Annotated in this window: 13 protein-coding genes and 1 pseudogene; 10 read left to right on the top strand and 4 right to left on the bottom strand. The window is 71.6% G+C overall.

The window, feature by feature from the left end:
* Window positions 1-150: 150 nt before the first annotated feature.
* The 4 genes from OHB00_RS07500 (at window position 151) to OHB00_RS07485 (ending at window position 6,331) form a co-directional block, all read left to right on the top strand.
* Window positions 151-2,865, top strand: coding sequence for a GNAT family N-acetyltransferase (locus tag OHB00_RS07500; RefSeq protein ID WP_406432516.1), 2,715 nt, complete (start codon window positions 151-153; stop codon window positions 2,863-2,865).
* Between the two features lie 21 nt (window positions 2,866-2,886).
* A complete protein-coding gene (locus OHB00_RS07495) occupies window positions 2,887-3,615 on the top strand; it encodes a CBS domain-containing protein (RefSeq protein ID WP_406432514.1) in 729 nt (242 codons plus the stop codon).
* Between the two features lie 15 nt (window positions 3,616-3,630).
* A complete protein-coding gene (locus tag OHB00_RS07490) occupies window positions 3,631-4,125 on the top strand; it encodes a flavodoxin domain-containing protein (RefSeq protein ID WP_406432512.1) in 495 nt (164 codons plus the stop codon).
* Window positions 4,126-4,603: 478 nt separating this feature from the next.
* The gene (locus OHB00_RS07485) at window positions 4,604-6,331 is read left to right on the top strand and encodes a GAF domain-containing protein (RefSeq protein ID WP_406432510.1); all 1,728 of its coding nucleotides are present in this window, start codon (window positions 4,604-4,606) and stop codon (window positions 6,329-6,331) included.
* Window positions 6,332-6,347: 16 nt separating this feature from the next.
* Here OHB00_RS07485 and OHB00_RS07480 read toward each other — a convergent pair whose 3' ends face one another.
* Complete coding sequence (locus OHB00_RS07480) at window positions 6,348-7,013, bottom strand: CBS domain-containing protein (protein WP_406432508.1); 666 nt, start codon at window positions 7,011-7,013, stop codon at window positions 6,348-6,350.
* A 182-nt stretch (window positions 7,014-7,195) separates the two neighbouring features.
* On the opposite strand from OHB00_RS07480, the pseudogene OHB00_RS07475 reads away from it, so the two are divergent.
* From OHB00_RS07475 to OHB00_RS07465, 3 genes and pseudogenes are all read left to right on the top strand, one after another.
* A pseudogene (locus tag OHB00_RS07475) lies at window positions 7,196-7,326 on the top strand (universal stress protein); the annotation flags it as partial.
* 33 nt (window positions 7,327-7,359) lie between these two features.
* Complete coding sequence (locus OHB00_RS07470; RefSeq protein WP_406432506.1) at window positions 7,360-9,738, top strand: glycoside hydrolase family 65 protein; 2,379 nt, start codon at window positions 7,360-7,362, stop codon at window positions 9,736-9,738.
* Between the two features lie 96 nt (window positions 9,739-9,834).
* Complete coding sequence (locus tag OHB00_RS07465) at window positions 9,835-10,350, top strand: DUF2231 domain-containing protein (protein ID WP_406432504.1); 516 nt, start codon at window positions 9,835-9,837, stop codon at window positions 10,348-10,350.
* A 44-nt stretch (window positions 10,351-10,394) separates the two neighbouring features.
* Here the strand turns inward: OHB00_RS07465 and folE are convergent, their stop codons facing one another.
* From folE to OHB00_RS07450, 3 genes are all read right to left on the bottom strand, one after another.
* Window positions 10,395-11,000, bottom strand: coding sequence for a GTP cyclohydrolase I FolE (gene folE / locus OHB00_RS07460; protein ID WP_406432502.1), 606 nt, complete (start codon window positions 10,998-11,000; stop codon window positions 10,395-10,397).
* Between the two features lie 152 nt (window positions 11,001-11,152).
* Complete coding sequence (locus OHB00_RS07455) at window positions 11,153-12,499, bottom strand: aminomethyl transferase family protein (RefSeq protein WP_406432500.1); 1,347 nt, start codon at window positions 12,497-12,499, stop codon at window positions 11,153-11,155.
* Between the two features lie 404 nt (window positions 12,500-12,903).
* Complete coding sequence (locus tag OHB00_RS07450) at window positions 12,904-13,803, bottom strand: LacI family DNA-binding transcriptional regulator (RefSeq protein WP_406432498.1); 900 nt, start codon at window positions 13,801-13,803, stop codon at window positions 12,904-12,906.
* A gap of 372 nt (window positions 13,804-14,175) precedes the next feature.
* Here OHB00_RS07450 and OHB00_RS07445 point away from each other — a divergent pair, with 372 nt between their 5' ends.
* The 3 genes from OHB00_RS07445 (at window position 14,176) to purU (ending at window position 17,418) form a co-directional block, all read left to right on the top strand.
* Window positions 14,176-15,522 carry an aminomethyl transferase family protein gene (locus tag OHB00_RS07445; RefSeq protein ID WP_406432496.1) on the top strand — a complete coding sequence of 449 codons (1,347 nt, stop codon included), beginning with the start codon at window positions 14,176-14,178 and terminating at the stop codon, window positions 15,520-15,522.
* A 118-nt stretch (window positions 15,523-15,640) separates the two neighbouring features.
* Entirely contained in the window at window positions 15,641-16,513 is an 873-nt protein-coding gene (locus OHB00_RS07440) for a methylenetetrahydrofolate reductase (protein ID WP_406432494.1), read from the top strand.
* Window positions 16,510-17,418, top strand: coding sequence for a formyltetrahydrofolate deformylase (gene purU / locus OHB00_RS07435; RefSeq protein ID WP_406432492.1), 909 nt, complete (start codon window positions 16,510-16,512; stop codon window positions 17,416-17,418). Before OHB00_RS07440 ends, purU begins: the two co-directional genes overlap by 4 nt.
* The last annotated feature ends 152 nt before the right edge of the window (window positions 17,419-17,570 follow it).

The following is a 17,570-nucleotide window of genomic DNA, read 5'->3' as shown; positions in this document are numbered from 1 at the left end:
CGGCGGAGGCAGCCGCGTTCGGCGGTCCCGGTTCCGACCAGTCCTGCTGATCAGGGCCGATCGGCCCCCACCTCGCCCCGGACAGCCCATGGGGCCGCGGCCCGGCGCGCCGGATGCTCGTAGTGCCAACCGGTTTGGAGGAGAACCGCGATGACCGACTCCCTGCTCGAACGACCCCCCGCCCACGCACTGCTCGCGGACGGGACCACCGTGTGCATCCGGCCCGTGGCGCCCGGCGACCACGACCGACTCAAGTGGTTCTACGACGAGATGTCCTCGGAGAACCTCCGGCTCAGGTTCTTCTCGGTGAGCCGGCGCTCGGCCGCCATGGCCGCCGACCGGGCGTGTGCCCCGGCCCGCCCCGGTTACCGGGCACTCCTCGCCGAGGCACGGGGCCGGGTCCTCGGCCTCGCCGAGTACGAGACCGGAGACGACGGACACGATGGAGACGGCAAGGGCTCGGCGGAGATCTCCGTCGCCGTGGCCGACGGACTGCATCACCGAGGCGTCGGCACTCTTCTCGTCGAGCACCTGGTCTCGGCCGCCCGTGCCGACGGCATCACCACCTTCACCGCCGACGCGCTCAGCGAGAACCGTGAGGTGCTGCGTCTCTTCGCCGACCTCGGCCTGCGCACGTCCCGCCGCTTCGACGGCCCGGAGACCCGCTGCACCATCCACCTCGACCAGGACGACGCCTACCTCTCCGCCGTCGAGTCCCGGGGCCGCGCCGCCGACGTGGCGAGCCTGCGGCCGCTGCTGTGCCCGGAGGCGGTCGCCGTCGTCGGCGCCGGACGCAAACCCGGCTCCGTCGGCCGGGCGATCCTCCACCACATCCACACCGGCGGCTACACCCGCCGCCTCTTCGCCGTGAACCCCAGCGTGAGCTCGGTCCTCGGTGTGCCCTGCTACCCGTCCGTCAGCGCCCTGCCCATGACCCCGGACCTGGTGGTCCTGGCAGTGCCCGCCGCTGCCGTCGAGGTGAGTGCCGAGGAGTGCGGCAAGGCCGGCGTCCGCGCCCTCCTCGTCGTCACCTCGGGTCTCGACCCCGAGGAGGCACAGGCGCTCCGCACCGCGTGCCGCACCCATGGCATGCGCCTCGTCGGCCCCAACTGCCTCGGCATCTCCAACACGGAGGCCCGGCTGAGCCTCGACGCGACCTTCGCCGCCGGGCACCCCAGCCCGGGGGCGGCCGGCGTCGCCGTCCAGTCCGGCGGCATCGGCATCGCCCTGCTCGACGGCCTGTCCCGGCTCGGCATCGGTGTGTCGTCCTTCGTCTCGCTCGGCGACAAGTACGACGTCAGCGGCAACGACATGCTCCAGTGGTGGGAGACCGACGGCCGTACCGACCTCGCCCTGCTGCATCTGGAGTCCTTTGGCAACCCGCGCGCGTTCTCCCGTACCGCCCGCCGGGTCGCCCGCCGGATGCCGGTGCTGACCGTGGACGCCGGCCGGTCCGCGGCCGGCCGCCGGGCCGCCGCCTCGCACACCGCGGCCGCCGCCACCCCCACCATGACCCGCCGGGCCCTGTTCACCCAGGCCGGCATCACCGCCACCCGCTCGGTCGGGGAACTCCTCGAAGCGGCCGCCCTGCTGCACTCCCAGACGCTGCCGGAGGGCAATCGCGTCGCCATCGTCACCAACGCGGGCGGCGCCGGGGTCCTGGCCGCCGACGCCTGTGCCGAGGCGGGGCTCGCCCTGCCGCCCTTCACCCCGGCGATGACCGACGAACTGCTCGCCGTGCTGCCCGGCCAAGCGGCCGTCGGCAACCCGGTCGACGCCACCGCCGCCGTGACCGAGGAGCAGCTCACGGACTGCGTCGACGCGCTCATGGAGTACCCGGGCGTCGACGCGGTCCTGGTGGCCCTGGTCCCGACGGCCCTCGCCACCGCCACCGGCGACGACCTGGTACGGGCCCTCACCGGGGCGCCCGGCCGCAGGCCCAAACCGGTCCTCGCCGTCCGTCTGGAGCAGGACCTGCCGGTGAGGCTGCTGCCCGCCGCCGACGCGGGCGGCACCGTACCGTCCTACGCCGAACCGCAGGCGGCCGCCCGCGCGCTGGCCCACGCGGCCGACCGCGCGGCCTGGCTGGCCCGCCCGGCCGGCACCGTACCGGCCCTCGACGACGTCGACACCGAGCGAGCCCACGCCCTGGCCGACGCCCACCTGGCCGCGCACCCGGACGGCGGCTGGCTCGACCCGCGCACCTGCGCCGACCTGCTCGCCTGCTACGGCATCCCGCAGATCCCGTGGGCCTGGGCCGAGACCGAGGACGACGCCGTCCGCGCCGCCGAACGACTGCGGGGCGCCGACGGCCGGGTCGTCATGAAGGCCCACTGGCCCGGGCTCGTCCACGAGAGCGAGGAGGGCGCGGTCCACCTCGACCTGCGCGGCGAGCCACAGGTCCGCGCCGCCTTCCGGGACCTGGAGACGCGCTTCGGCGGCCTGCTGACCGGCGTGGTCGTGCAGTCGCTCGCCCGGCGCGGCACCGAACTGTTCGCCGGCGTCGTCCAGGACGAGGTGTTCGGCCCGCTGGTCCTGTTCGGGCTCGGCGGTACGGCCACCGAGGTGCTCGCGGATCACGCCGCCCGGCTCGCCCCGCTCACCGACCACGACGTGCACGACCTGATCACGGCCCCCCGCTGCGCGCCCCTGCTGTTCGGCAGCCGCGGCAACGGACCCGTCGACCTCGAAACCCTGGAGCAACTGCTCCTGCGGCTGTCCCGGATGGCGGCGGACCTGCCGCAGCTCGCCGAGGCCGACTTCAACCCCGTCCTGGCCGCACCGGGCGGAGTCACCGTGCTCGACGCACGGATACGACTGCTGCCACGCCGGCCCCAGGACCCCTATCTGCGCCGGCTCCGCTGAGAACCGAGGGAGGAAACCGGGATGAGGCACAACAGAGTGGGCTCCGTGATGACCGCGGACGTCGTCCACGCCGGTTACAGCACACCTTTCAAGGAGGTCGCGCGACTCCTCGCCGAGCACCGGATCAGCGGGCTCCCCGTGATCGACGAGGACGACAAGGTCATCGGGGTCATCTCCGAGACGGACCTGATGGCCCGCCAGGCCGTCGTCCCGGACCCTCGCGGGGCGAAGCACCGCGCGGGGCTCGGCCGGCAGACGCGCGGTGGCAGGAGGCAGGCGGTCAAGGCCCGGGCGCGCACCGCCGGGAACCTGGTGTCGGACCCGCCGGTCACGGTGCACGCCGAGAACACCATCGTCGAGGCGGCCCGCACCATGGCCGAACGGCACGTGGAACGGCTCCCCGTCCTGGACGAGGAGGACCGGCTGGTCGGCATAGTCACCCGCCGCGACCTGCTGCAGGTCTTCCTGCGCCCCGACGACGACATCCGCGACGAGGTGACCGGGGAAGTCGTCGTCCGCGCCCTGTGGCTGCCGCCCCGCACCATCGACGTGTCCGTGACGCAGGGCGTCGTGACGCTCACCGGCCACATGGAACGCAGGACCGAGACCGAGATCGCCGTCTCCATGACCCGTCAGATCGACGGCGTGGTCGACGTGGTCGACAAGCTGACCTACCGCCTGGACGACGCCCGCGTCCGCGAGCAGCAGGCACTGCACGGCGCGGCCGACGGCCGGCTGCGCGGACTGTGAGAGGAGGCCGTCCCCATGACCGGCACCGTATTGGTCACCTACGGCACGAAGAACGGATCGACGGCGCACATCGCCGAGTCGATCGCCGACACCCTGCGCCGGCACGGGCTGACGGTCGAGACCATGCGGGCCTCGTCCGTCCCCTTCGTCACCCGGTACGACGCGGTCGTCGTCGGCGGCGGGCTCTACGCCGGTCGCTGGCACAAGGACGCCCGCGCGTTCGTCCGCCGCCACCGCCCCGACCTCGCCCAGCGGCCCGTCTGGCTCTTCAGCAGCGGCCCGCTCGACACCTCCGCCGCCGAGCGGGAGCTCCCGCCCGTGCGCGGGGTACGCCGCGCGATGCTGGAGCTGCACGCCCGCGGACACGCCACCTTCGGCGGCTGCCTCGACGACGACGCGGACGGCTGGCCGGCCCGCAGGATCCTGCGCTCGGGGAACGGCGGCGACTTCCGGGACTTCGAGGCCGTGGCGGCGTGGGCGTCCGGGATCGCCGCAGAGCTGAAGCCCTGAGAGCGGCGGACCGCCTCGGGTCTCTCCCGGCGTGACCAGCCGCGGTCTGCCGACACGCGAGACAGACAAGGAGCCCACCGACGCCGTCGTGCGCGTGGACACCGTCACGATCTGCGGGACGGACCTGCACGTCCTGAAGGGCGACGTCCCCGAGGCTTGCGGTGCTCGGGGCCTCGGCGCGCCCGTCGACTTCCTGTTCGGGCCGGTGGCATCGGTGGTGGCCCCCGGTCCGAGCAGCCGGTCGTCCTCGTCCGCCCGGGAGCCGTTCGCCGCGGCGGCCGGCCGGGGCGCCGTGGGCGGCAGCCCGGGTTTTCGGGCAGCGGTCAGGTCTTGGGCAATCCGTCCGGCATGGCCGGGTGGCTCCGCCGCAGGTGTCGACGACTTGACCCGATCCGGGTGTCCGCGCCGGTCGCCGCGCATTACGGTGGCACTGACCGGACCTGCCGGTGTACGAGTCGACGGGATCGGGAGGAGCGCTGTGGAGAGCCCTGGGGTGGCCCGCCTACGGTTGCCGCAGCTCAGGCTGGACGAGCTGCTGGAGGAGCTGCAGGCCCGGCTGGATGCCGCGCGCGGCACCCGGGACCGAGTGCACAGCCTGCTGGAGGCGGTGCTCTCGGTCGGCAGGGAACTCGACCTGGAGCAGGCCCTGCACAGCATCGTGGAAGCCGCCGCGGTACTGGTGGACGCCGAGTACGCGGCCCTCGGCGTGATCGGGCCGGACGGCAGGCGGCTGTCGGCGTTCCACACGGTGGGTGTCACCGAGGAGGAGATCGCCCGGATCGGGCCCTTCCCGGAAGGGCACGGGATCCTCGGCGAGCTGATCCGCCACCCCGAGCCGCTGCGCCTGACCAAGCTCTCCGAGCATCCGGCGTCGTACGGCTTCCCGCCGAACCACCCGCCGATGAACACCTTCCTCGGGGTGCCGATCCGCGTCCGCGACCAGGTCTTCGGAAACCTGTACCTCACCGAGAAGCGCGGCGGGGCGCAGTTCGACGAGGAGGACGTGTCGGTGACGTCGACGCTGGCCGTGGCGGCCGGTGTGGCGATCGACAACGCCCGGCTGTACGAGGAGTCACGGCTGCGGGAGCGCTGGCTGCGGGCGAGCGCCGAGATCACGAACAGCCTGATGTCCGGCAGCGCGAGTGCCGAGGCTCTCGGGCTGATCGCCGAGCAGGCCAGGGAGATCACCGGCTCGGCTCTGGCCGCCGTAGCGACCCCGATGGAGAACACCGACTCGCTCACCGTGGAGATCGCCGTCGGCACGGACGCGGACGATCACCGGGGGCTGGTGCTCCCCCTGGACAGGACGCTCATGGGGCTGGCGTTCTCCCAGAGCGCGCCGGTGACCACCGCGGACGTGATCCGCGACGCACGGGTCTCGCCCGAGCCTCCGCGATTCAGCGGACTGGGACCCGCGGTGGCGATCCCCATCGGCACGGGTGGGGCGGGTGCGCGCGGTGTGGTGCTGCTGGCGCGGGAGTCCGGCGGTCCGCCGTTCAGCGCGAAGGAGACCGAGCCGCTTCAGGTTTTCGCCGCGCAGGCGGCTCTCGCTATGGAGCTGGCGGAGCGGCGGCGGGACGCCGCGGAGATCGCGGTGCTCAAGGACCGGGACCGGATCGCCCGGGATCTGCACGATCTGGCGATCCAGCGGCTCTTCGCCACCGGGATGACGCTGCAGAGCGCCGGGCGTTTCATAGAGCACTCGGAGGCGTCCGAGCGGGTGCTGCGGGCCGTGGACGACCTGGACGAGACCATCAAGATCATCAGGTCGACCATCTTCGGGCTGCGGGCCCGGGAGGGCGGTGCCGGCACCGGGTTGCGGGCCCGCGTGGTGCGGGTCGCGGGTGAGGCGGCCGGGACGCTCGGGTTCGCGCCGAGCGTGCGGATGGAGGGGCTGATCGACACCGACGTGCCCAAGGAGATCGCCGATCACGCGGTCGCCGTCCTGTCCGAGGCCCTGACCAACATCGCCCGGCATGCCCGTGCCGACCGCGCGGAGGTCGTGCTGGCGACCGACGGCCGGGAGCTGGTCCTCACGGTCAGGGACAACGGCGTGGGCATCCCGCCCGGTGGCCGCCGCAGCGGGCTGCGCAACATGGCGGAGCGGGCGGCGGAACTCGGCGGCCGACTGGAGTGGGACTGCCCGGCAGGCCCCGAGGGCGGCGGTACGACGCTGGTGTGGCGGGTGCCGGTGGGGGAGCCGTAACCGCAGGCCGGGACCGTCATCGCGGGTCGTCTCGCAAGGACATCGGCGTGAGGTGGCAGCGGACGTCGATCACGCCCTCGACGGTGCGGGCCAGCCGTTCGGCCACCCCGGCCAGGCCGTTGTCGTCGACCCACCCGGTGAGGGTGACGACGCCTTCGGCGACCTCGACCTGGATATGGTCGGCGGAGAGCGGGAAGAGACGGTCCACGACCTCGTGCCGTACCTCCGCGGCGAGTTCCTCGTCGCCGCGGAGGAAGACCTTCAGCAGGTCGGAGCGGCTGACGACGCCTTCGAGCAGGCTCTCGTCATTGACGACGGGCAGCCGCTTGACCCTGCGCTGGGCCATGACGCGCGCCGCCTGGGCGAGCGTGGCGGTCGGGTGAACGGTCACGGCGGGCGCGCTCATCAGCTCTCCGGCGGTCACCGCGCCGGCCTTCGCCAGGTCGTCGAGGCGCTGCCGCTGCGTGAACCGGTCCGGGTCGCTGTCCCGGAACTCCTCCTTCGGCAGCAGATCGGCCTCGGAGACGACGCCGATCACCCGGCCGTCGCCCTCCAGCACGGGCAGGGCGCTGACCTTCCACTCCTCCATCAGGGTGACGACATCCTTGAACGGGGCGTCGCGGCCGACGGCGGCGACGGTGCGGGTCATCACGTCGCTCACGGTGTGCGGTGTGCCGGACATGGTCTCCTCCTGGGAAGGACGGGCGGGACCGAGGGGGCCCCTGATCCCAGGGTGTGCGCGGGCGGACCCGGCCGCCACGGCCCATACGGGCCGGGCCAGGGGTCGTTCGGCCCGTATGGGCCGTCGGCCCGAGGGCCGCTCAGCCCCGTCGCGCGGGCCAGGTGGCAGCGGAGCCGTCCGGACACCGGACCGACCGGGCCGTCGTGGGAGCCAGGCCCCGGCAGGGACACATCGGTCTTCAGCTGGGCCGGGTGGCCCACACTCTGCTCACCACGCGGCGTGCCCGGTGGCGATCGTGCCGCAGACGGGGTGATCGTTGAGCGCGCGTCGAGGACCGGGAGCCGAAGTGAGCGGCTGGACATGGGAGTACGAGGGTTACCTGCCCGCCGACGAGCGGCTGCGGGAGTCGCTGTGCACGGTGGGCAACGGCTACTTCGCCACCCGCGGCGCCCTGCCCGAGTGCACCGCCGACGACGTGCACTGTCCCGGCACCTACGTGGCCGGCTGCTACAACCGGCTCACCTCGGACGTGGCGGGGCACCGGGTCGAGAACGAGGACATGGTCAACCTCCCCAACTGGCTGCCGCTCCGGTTCCGGCTGCCGGGCGGCGACTGGCTCACCCCGGACACCTCCAAGGTGCTCCACCACCGGCAGGTGCTGCATCTCGCCACCGGCCTCCTGGAGCGCCGGACCCGCTTCGCCCTCGGCGACGGTGGAGTGCTCTACGTCCGTCAGCAGCGCGTCGTCCACATGTCCGACCCGCATCTGGCCGCCCTGCGCACCGAGTTCACCGCCGAGGGCCACGCCGGGGAGCTGGAGGTCGAGGCCGCCCTCGACGGGAGCGTCATCAACGCCGGGGTGCCGCGCTACCGCGACCTCGACGGCCGTCATCTGACCGACGTGCACACCGGAGTGGCCACCCCGGGCACGGTGTGGTTGCACTGCCGTACCAGGACCTCGGACATCCGGATCGGCCTGGCGGCCCGGCTGGTGGCCGACGCACCGATCACCGATGCGACCTCCGCACCGCTTCGCGCCGTGCAGCACCTCATGCTCCCTCTCACCCCCGGACGTACCCTCGTCGTCGACAAGACCGTGGCCCTCCACACCTCACGCGACCCCGCGATCGGCGATCCCCTGCGGGCCGCCGTCGACCGGGTCGCCGCCGCTCCCGGCTTCGGCTCTCTCGTCGAATCGCACCGTAAGGCATGGGAACACCTCTGGCGGCGAGCCGAGCTGGACGTCCCCGGCCGGGCCGGCCGGATCCTGCGGCTGCACCTCTTCCACGTACTGCAGACCCTGTCCCCGCACACGGCTGACCTGGACGTGGGCGTACCGGCCCGCGGACTGCACGGCGAGGCGTACCGCGGCCACGTCTTCTGGGACGAGCTCTTCGTCCTGCCCTTCCTCAACCTGCACTTCCCGGAGGTCTCCCGCGCCCTGCTCCACTACCGGTACCGGCGACTGGGCCAGGCCCGCGCGGCCGCCGGCGCGATCGGCCGGCGCGGTGCGCTGTACCCCTGGCAGAGCGGCAGCGACGGCCGTGAGGAGTCCCAGGAGCTGCACCTCAACCCCCGCTCGGGGCGCTGGCTCCCCGACCACTCCCGGCTCCAGTGGCACGTGGGCTCGGCGATCGCGTACAACGTGTGGCAGTACTGCGAGGCGAGCGGCGACACCGGCTTCCGGGACACCGAGGGCGCCGAGACACTCGTGCAGATCGCCCGCTTCTGGGCCGACTCGGCCACCTGGGACGACCGGCTCGGCCGCCATCGCATCCTCGGTGTGGTCGGCCCCGACGAATACCACGACGCCTACCCGGAGGCACCGGAACCCGGCCTCGACGACAACGCCTACACCAACATCAGCGCCGCCTGGGTGCTCATCCGCGCCCTCGAACTGCTGCGCACGCTGCCCGAACCGCGTCGCCGTGAACTCACCGGCCGCACCGGCCTGGACGACGGCGAACTCGAACGCTGGGAGGACGTGTCCCGCACCTTGCACGTTCCCTTCCACGACGGCGTCATCAGCCAGTTCGAGGGCTACGGAGATCTCGCCGAACTCGACTGGGCCGCGTACCGCGGGCGCTACGACGACATCCGTCGCCTGGACCGGATCCTGGAGGCGGAGGGCGACACCGTCAACCGCTACAAGGCGTCCAAGCAGGCCGACGTCCTGATGCTCGGCTACCTCTTCTCACCGGCGGAACTCCGCTCACTCTTCGAGCGGCTGGGGCACCCACTGGACGACCGGGCCTGGGCCCGCACCGTCGACTACTACCTGCGCCGCACCAGCCACGGCTCCACCCTCAGCGGTCTGGTCCACGGCTGGGTCCTGGCCCGCGCCCGGCGCGCGCACGCCTGGACCTTCGTCCAGGAGGCCCTGCGCGGTGACATCGCCGACCTCCAGGGCGGCACCACCGGGGAGGGGATCCACCTCGGTGCGATGGCGGGCACCCTCGACCTCGTCCAGCGGGGACTGACCGGGCTGGAGACCCGCGAAGGAGCGCTCTGGCTCGATCCCGTGCCGCTCCCGGAACTCTCCTCGTACGCGGTCTCCCTCCGCTATCAGGGGCACTGGGGCGTACGGCTGCGCCTGCGGCGAGGACGGCTGGAGATGCTGGTGCCCGCCTCGGACCGGGCGCCGATCGACATCCGGCTCCCGGACCGCGCGATCCGCGTGGAGCCGGGAGACACCTGCCGGCTGGTGCTTCCGGACGGTGTCTGAGGAGTAAGAGCGGGCTCAGAGGTCACTGAGAGGTTCCTGTGCAACGCTGACGCGCCTTCGTACCTGCTCGTGACCATCTCATCCGAGGACCTGTTCATGACCTTGATAAACGGCCTGCCCGCACATGTCCTGCTCGTGCACCTCGTCGTGGTGCTCGTCCCGCTGACCGCGCTGGCGCTCGTGGTCGCGGCGATCTCCCCGCGAGCCGCCCGGCGCATGGGCGTGGTGCTGCCGCTCCTGGCCCTGGTCTCGCTGGTCAGCGTGCCGCTCACGACACAGGCCGGTGAATGGCTGGAGCGACACGTCACGGACGACGCCCTGGTGCAGCGGCACGCCGAGCTCGGAGACGGTCTGCTCCCGTGGGCCGCGGGCCTGTTCGTCCTGGCGGCCCTGGTCTGGTGGGCCACCCGCGCCACCGCCGAGCCCCGGCCGGACGCCACGGGCACAGCCGTCTGGTCCGGTGTGCCGGTGCGGGTGGCGGCGGTGGTCCTCTCGCTCGTGGTGGCCGCGGGTGCCGTGGTGGACGTCTACCGCATAGGCGACTCGGGCGCGAAGGCGGCATGGCACGACGGCTTCTCCCAGACGGCCTCGCACACGGGTGCGGAGCGCTGAGGTTTCCGGCTCAAGCCGTCGCCGGGGCCGCACCCCGGTGCGATTCAGCGTGCCATGATCAGGCTCATCGCCTCCGCGCGCGTCGCCGGCCTGCGCAGCTGTCCGCGTACGGCCGAAGTCGTCGTCCGTGCGCCGGGCTTGCGGATGCCGCGGGCCGACATGCACATGTGTTCCGCTTCGATGACCACTATCGCGCCGCGCGCGTCGAGTATGCGCATCAGGGCGTCGGCGATCTGGCCCGTGAGCCGTTCCTGGACCTGAAGGCGGCGTGCGTACACCTCCACCAGGCGGGCCAGTTTGGACAGCCCGGTCACTCTGCCGTGATCGGCCGGGATGTAGCCGACGTGGGCAGTGCCGCGGAAGGGCAGGAGATGGTGCTCACAGAGGCTCACGATCTCGATGTCCTTGACGAGCACCATCTCGTCGTGACTGAGTTCGAAGGTAGTGGTCAGCACGTCCTCCGGCTCCTGGCGCAACCCACCCAGGAGTTCGCGGTACGCCTGTGCCACGCGCGCCGGCGTCGCGCGCAGCCCTTCGCGGTCCGGGTCCTCCCCGACGGCGATGAGCAGTTCGCGGACGGCGTTCTCGGCCCGTGCGGCGTCGAACTCGCCGGTGCGCGGGGCGATGAGTGGCACTTCGAGCTCGGTCATGTGGTGTCTCGTCTCTGCGTTCGGGTCCGCGACGGCGGAAGGCCTGCCGCGTTGCATCACCGACCCGTGGGGCCAGGGCGGGCGGCCCGAACGGGAAGGAACGCCCGCTCCGGCCGCCTGCCCTGTTGTTCACAGCGGCTGGGTGAGGGAGGTCAGTGCTTGTCGCTGGCGAAGGGCCTGCGGGAGACGGTGGCGCGGATCGTCGTCTGGGAGTGGCGCTCCACCGTGGGGTTGGCGGAGCCGCCGTTCGGCTCGCCCCAGACCAGCTCCACTTCCTGGCCGTAGGTGAGTTCGTCCTCGTCGATCATGCAGACGGAGATCCAGCCGCGGACGTTGGAGGTGTAGCTGCACAGCGTGGACAGGCCGATGAGGCGGCCGTTGCTCTCGATGCGGTCGAAGTGCGAGGCCGCGTAGAAGGCCGCGGGCATCTCGATGTGCTTGAAGCGCCGCTCGCCCTGCTCGTACTGGCTGGCGAAGATGCGGGCGACGTCGTCGCGGTGCCAGGACAGCCATGCCTTCCTGCGGTGCTTCCGGCCGCGCATCGCCTCCAGGGCGCCGCGGCCGATGAAGTCGTGGTCGAACTTGAGTATGTGGCCGTAGCCGAGGTCCCAGGGGGTGACGTAATAGTCCTCGACCCGGTCCGAGACGAAGCTGCCGCCGAGGGAGAGGTTGGCCTCGAAGCTCCGTGCGTTCACCCACTCGCGGTAGGGCCTCATCGCGTCGCCGGAGTAGACCGCGGGGACGGTGTTGGCGATCCAGCCGGACTCGGTGGCCACGGACGCGTAGGCGCGGCCGCCCACCTGGCGGACTCCGAAGGACTCGCCGGCCTCCAGGATGGCGTCGCGGACGTCGTCGATGTGCTCGTAGGGGCCGAAGAACTCCAGGCCGGGGAAGCCGGACATACGGTGGTTGAGCGCGGTGACCTCGTGCTTTCCGATGTGGAACTTCCCCATGGAGAAGAACGGGATGTCGGGCATGGGGCCGCCGTTGACCTTCTCGAAGATGGCCGCCGCGTGCGGGCCCTGGAGCTGGAGGCGGAAGAACTCGCGGCCGTTCGGGTTCTGCGCGGTGCGCTCGTCGCGGCGCAGGGTGACGTCGTATCCGCCGGTCTCGGCGTGGAACTGGACCCAGTTCAGGGCCGGCGGCCGTCCGACGAGCCGGACCAGGTTGTCGGCCAGGCAGAACAGGATGCAGTCGCCGACCATGTAGCCGTCGTAGTTGACGGCGACGAACTGCTTGGCCTTCATCGGGCCGAAACCGGCGAAGGTGTTGGCGCCGACGTCCGACAGGAGCCGGTAGCAGTCCGGGCCCTCGACCGTCAGGTCGGTCATGTGGTGGGACAGGTCCATCAGCGCCGCCGAGTTGCGCCATGACTCCTGCTCGTCACGCCAGTTGGTGAACTCGGCCCTGATCGGGAAGGGGTAGGCGCCGGAGCGGCCGCTGCGCATGAGGGCCAGCGGGCTGCCACTTGCCTGGATCTGGTCTTCGAGGTGTGCCATCGGGTTCTCCATGTCAACGCGCGATGAGCTGAAAAGGCGGCGAGGGCCGGCGGCCGTCGCTGTGTGAGTCGACCGGCTGGCGGGCGGCCTGATGTTCTGAACCAACTGGCGCGGATGGCGTCGTCCGGCTGAGACCTCGGCAGCCCACCGCGGGGACGGGGGTACGCCGAGGGCGGGTGCCTGCGCCGGCGCTTGCTGAACCGTACCGTACGGTACTGCTTTCGGCACTCACAAGACACCGGCGGGAACGACATGCGCCGACGGTTGGATGCGCCGGCCGCGGCTCGTCGGCCGAGGCGCTTGTCACGCCCCTGAGCTGCTCGGATACCGCTGGCTGCGCACGGTGCAGACTTACCTTGCGCGTTGCGGGGAGGTCGGCGCCCCGTGGTCCGGCGGAAGGCCGGTCAGGCCGACTCGCGTACGACGACCCGCGCGGGCGGTGGACGCAGTCCGCCGGTCTCGTGGCCCAGGGCGAGGCGGGCGCTGAGCCGGCCATGAGCCTCGGCATCCACGCTGACCGTGGTCAGTGCGGGACTGGCGTACGCCCCGTACCCGTTGTCGTCGAAGCCGATGACGGCGACCTCGTCCGGCACCCGGCGGCCGAGGTCGCGCAGAGCCATGAGCACGCGCAGCGCGACATCGTCGTTGAACCCGGCGATGGCGGTCACCTGGGGAGCGTCCCCGAGGAACGCCCCGACGGCTTCGGCGCAGGCGGCCCGCCCCTGCGGGACGGCGAAGGAGCCCGGGACCGGGACGTCCATGTTCATCGCGGCGTGGCCGGTGAACTTCAGGCGGGCCGCGGTCAGCGGGGAGTCGGTGTCGGGCAGGGCCACGGCGACCTGGGTGTGACCGTGATCCACCAGATGGCGGAGCTGCAGCGCGGAATGGGCGGCGAGTCCGTCACGCCAGCCTCCTCCGAGGTCGTCGAGTTCGTGGCCGGTCAGATACATCTCGCCGAAGTGAAGGACGGCGCGTGGGGCGATGGCGTCGAGGATCTGCCGGGTGGACCGAGGTGTGTGCCGGCCGTGCCGTACGAGCAGGACGTGGTCGTGAGCATCGAGTTCGGCGTCGAGACCGCGGACGTAACTGCGGGAGTAGTTGCCCTCCATGCCGGTGTCGATGGTCAGGACGACAACGCGGGAGGACCCCTCGCGCAGGGCTTTGGCGACACCGTGGGGTACGTAGCCGAGCTCGCGGGCGGCCTGCTGGACGCGGTCACGCGTCGCGGCGGAGATCGTCTGACACGGGTCGTCGTTGAGGACGAAGCTGACGGTGGCACGTGAGACGCCGCTGGCCGCCGCCACGTCCTTCAGTGTCACTCTTCGGGAAGCGCCCATCACCCCTGCTCAGATGCGGTCTGCGCACCGCAGCCCCACGGGCCGGCGCACCGTCATTCTAGAGACCGGCTCGGCGCCGGTACGCCACGGCCGATGACGCCGGGGCCCGGCCGGCAGCTTCTCGTGCGGTCGCGAACGCTGTGATCCGCCCACTGCCGCCCCTGGCGAGAAAGTTGCGTCGCGCGCCTCGCCAAAGGAAGCGGCCTTCTGCTAGCTTTCGCTAGATCGATTTAGCTCCTCTTTGGCCCGGACTTGCCTCCGCGCCCGCCGTAGCCGCTTCAGGCCCGTTACTAGATCGATTTAGTACATCGAGTGGATCTCCGTGAAAGAAGGAGTCGCATGGCAATCCCCAGCCTTCAGGACGGCATCGACAAGGCCGGCTCTCCCATCGACCTGCTGTGGAAGCCCGGCGCCGAGCCGTGGACTCCCGAGGTCGTCGCCCGCGAGTACACCGGTTGGCGGCAGGAGCAGGCGGCCTGGCACGAGGGCGTCGCGCTGCTGAACCTGTCGCACCACATGTACGACCTGTGGATCGAGGGCCCCGGCGCCACCCGGCTGCTGGCCGACCACGGCGTCAACAACTTCGAGAAGTTCGCCGTCGGCCAGGCGAAGCAGTACGTGCCGGTGACCCGCCACGGCCACATCGTCACCGACGGCATCCTCGCCCGGGAAGCCGAGAACGCCTACCTGCTCAGCGGCATCCCGGCCGCCCAGCACTGGGTGCAGTACCACGCGGAGAAGGGCGGCTACGACGTCGCCTTCGAGACGGACGCCTCCAGCGCCTTCCGGCCCGGCGGCGGCGACCCGAAGCTGTTCCGCTACCAGATCCAGGGCCCTGGTGCGCTCCAACTCATCGAGAAGGTCTTCGGCGCTCCGATCCCGGAGACGAAGTTCTTCCACGCCACCCCGGTCACGCTGGACGGCCGTGCCTTCAAGGCGCTGCGCCACGGCATGGCGGGCCAGGCCGGCTACGAGTTCATCGGTCCCTGGGAGCATGCCGCCTTCGTGCACGACGCGTTCCTCCGGGCCGGCGAGCCCCTCGGCCTGATCCAGGTCGGTGCCCTGGCGTACGCCACGCCGAGCGTGGAGAGCGGCTGGATCCCCTCGCCCGTCCCCGGCATCTACACCGACCCGGAGCTGGCGGAGTACCGCAAGTGGCTCCCGCTGTTCGGGATCGAGGGCAAGCGTCCGCTGAACGGCAGCTACTTCTCCGGGAACATCGAGGACTTCTACGTCTCCCCGTACGAGCTGGGCTACGGCAAGATGATCCACTTCGGCCACGACTTCCACGGCCGCGACGCCCTGCTCAAGGCCAAGGACGACGAGAGCCTGCGCAAGAAGGTGACGCTGGTCTTCGACCCGGACGACGTGCGCCGTGTGCTGGGCGGGGGAGCGGACCCGGGCTTCGTGCTCAGCTACGCCCGCCATCGGGTGGAGACCTCCGCCGGCCTCGTCGGCGTCACCATGCAGACGGCGTCCATCGACCCGGTCGGCACCCTCCTGTCCCAGACACTGATCGACGCCGCGCACGCCGCGCCCGGCACCGAGGTGGTCGTGGTCTGGGGCGAGCACCCCGGCACCGGTACCGACCCCGGGGCCGACCTCGGGTTCCCGCGCCTCCGCGCCACTGTCCAGCCCAGCCCGTACGACCGCCACGCCCGTACCGAGTACCGCCGCAACGCCTGACGCGGACGCCACCCGGTGGTCCGGGCCGGCGGCCCCGCCCCGCGCGGCCGCCGCCCGGACCACCCGTCGCCGCCCTGGACAGGTCGGCCGCACCGCGTCCGCAACGACTAGGAGCACGATGAACCCCCTCAGCACAGCCTCCGCGGCGGTCAGCACGTCGCTGCTGGAGGACTTCTCCCTGGAAATGACCGGCAAGGACGTATCCAAGCTGGAAGAGGCCAGCAGCCTCATTCCGCAGGGCACTCGGATCAACGTCACCTTCCTCGGCAACGAGAACCTGCGGATGCGGCTCGACGCCGCTCGCGCGGTCAAGCGCCTCGGCTTCGTACCGGTCCCGCACTTCTCCGCCCGCCGCCTGGGCTCCCAGGCCGACTTCGAGCAGTTCCTCGGCGGACTCCGGACCGACGGGACCGGCGCCGACATCTTCGCCATCGGCGGTGACCCCAGCCGTCCCGAGGGCCCCTACGAGGACTCCCTGGCCCTGATCGAGACCGGCCTGCTCCCGGAGTACGGCGTACGGCACGTCGGTATCAGCGGCTACCCGGAGGGCCACCCCGCCATCAGCGCGGAGACGTTGTGGTCCGCACTGCGTGACAAGAACGCGGCCATAGCGGCCCAGGGCCTGGACGGCAGCATCATCACCCAGTTCGGCTTCGACGTCGACCCGGTCCTCGCCTGGATCGAGCGGGTCCGCGCCGAGGGCATCGAGCTGCCGATCCGCATCGGCGTCCCCGGACCGGCCGGGGTACGCCGGCTCATGGGCTACGCGGCCCGGTTCGGCGTCGGTACCAGCACCTCCATCGCGAAGAAGTACGGTCTCTCGCTCACCAACCTGATGGGCACGGCGGGACCCGACAGGTTCCTGCACGCCCTGGCCGAGGGCTACGAGCCGTCCCGGCACGGCGTGGTGAAGATCCACTTCTACACGTTCGGAGGGCTCAGCGCGACCTCCGAATGGATCACTCAGTTCAAGAAGGAAGCTCTCGCATGACGATCACGCAAGCCGTAGCCGGCGCAAACGCCAGGAAGGGCAAGGAGGCGGACCATCAGGCGTCACTGATCGTCCAGGGTGCCGACGCCACCGGCATCGTCGCGGCCGTCACCTCGGTGCTGAGCGAGCACAGCGCGAACATCGTGTCCCTCGACCAGTACTCGGACAATCCGCAGGGCGGCGCCTTCTTCCAGCGCACCGTCTTCACGCTCCCCGGCCTCCAGGCCACACTGCCCGCGCTGCGCGCCGACCTCGACGAGCACCTGGTGAACAGGTTCGGGCTGCGCTACACCCTGCGGGACATGTCCGCGCCCAAGCGGGTCGCGATCTTCGCCAGCAAGTCCGACCACTGTCTGCTCGACCTGCTCTGGCGGCACCGACAGGGTCAACTCCCCGTCAGCATCCCGATGGTGATCTCCAACCACCCCGATCTGGCCGAGGAGGTCCGCTCGTTCGGGATCCCGTTCTTCCACGTCCCCTGCCAGGGCGCGGACAAGTCGGAGGCCGAGACCGAGCACCTGCGCCTGCTCAAGGACAACGTCGACTTCGTCGTCCTCGCCCGCTACATGCAGATCCTCTCCGGCGACTTCATCGAGCAGGCCGGTGTGCCGATCATCAACATCCACCACTCCTTCCTGCCGGCCTTCATCGGCGCCGGGCCGTACGCCAAGGCCAAGCAGCGGGGCGTGAAGCTGGTCGGGGCCACCGCCCACTACGTCACCGAGGACCTCGACGAGGGCCCGATCATCGAGCAGGACGTCGTCCGCGTCACCCATGCGCACACCGCCGCCGACCTCACCCGGCGGGGCGCCGACGTGGAGCGCGCGGTGCTCTCCCGCGCCGTGCTCTGGCATGCCGAGGACCGGGTGATCCGCGACGGCAACCACACGATCGTCTTCGCCTGACTCGCCGTTCACTCGCACACCCCCGACAGGGAAACCCGCCCGGAACAGGGACAGGTGGTCTTGTCGTGCGCCGGAACAGGCCGTCGGGGCGGCGGACGCGGCGGACTTCCGCACGGTCCGCAGCGGTGCCCGCCGCCGCCCCGATCCCCGGC

Source organism: Streptomyces sp. NBC_00631 (assembly GCF_045206895.1).
Classification (GTDB): domain Bacteria; phylum Actinomycetota; class Actinomycetes; order Streptomycetales; family Streptomycetaceae; genus Streptomyces.
Note: the sequence above shows the minus strand (reverse complement) of the source record. Positions and strands in the feature narration are given on the sequence as shown.

What these genes read in the sequence shown, in the direction of transcription:
- OHB00_RS07490 (WP_406432512.1), top strand. Translation starts at nt 3,631, where the DNA reads ATGACCGGCACCGTATTGGTCACCTACGGCACGAAGAACGGATCGACG.
- OHB00_RS07440 (WP_406432494.1), top strand. Translation starts at nt 15,641, where the DNA reads ATGAACCCCCTCAGCACAGCCTCCGCGGCGGTCAGCACGTCGCTGCTG.
- OHB00_RS07465 (WP_406432504.1), top strand. Translation starts at nt 9,835, where the DNA reads ATGACCTTGATAAACGGCCTGCCCGCACATGTCCTGCTCGTGCACCTC.
- OHB00_RS07500 (WP_406432516.1), top strand. Translation starts at nt 151, where the DNA reads ATGACCGACTCCCTGCTCGAACGACCCCCCGCCCACGCACTGCTCGCG.
- OHB00_RS07495 (WP_406432514.1), top strand. Translation starts at nt 2,887, where the DNA reads ATGAGGCACAACAGAGTGGGCTCCGTGATGACCGCGGACGTCGTCCAC.
- OHB00_RS07455 (WP_406432500.1), bottom strand. Translation starts at nt 12,499, where the DNA reads ATGGCACACCTCGAAGACCAGATCCAGGCAAGTGGCAGCCCGCTGGCC.
- folE (WP_406432502.1), bottom strand. Translation starts at nt 11,000, where the DNA reads ATGACCGAGCTCGAAGTGCCACTCATCGCCCCGCGCACCGGCGAGTTC.
- OHB00_RS07480 (WP_406432508.1), bottom strand. Translation starts at nt 7,013, where the DNA reads ATGTCCGGCACACCGCACACCGTGAGCGACGTGATGACCCGCACCGTC.
- purU (WP_406432492.1), top strand. Translation starts at nt 16,510, where the DNA reads ATGACGATCACGCAAGCCGTAGCCGGCGCAAACGCCAGGAAGGGCAAG.
- OHB00_RS07445 (WP_406432496.1), top strand. Translation starts at nt 14,176, where the DNA reads ATGGCAATCCCCAGCCTTCAGGACGGCATCGACAAGGCCGGCTCTCCC.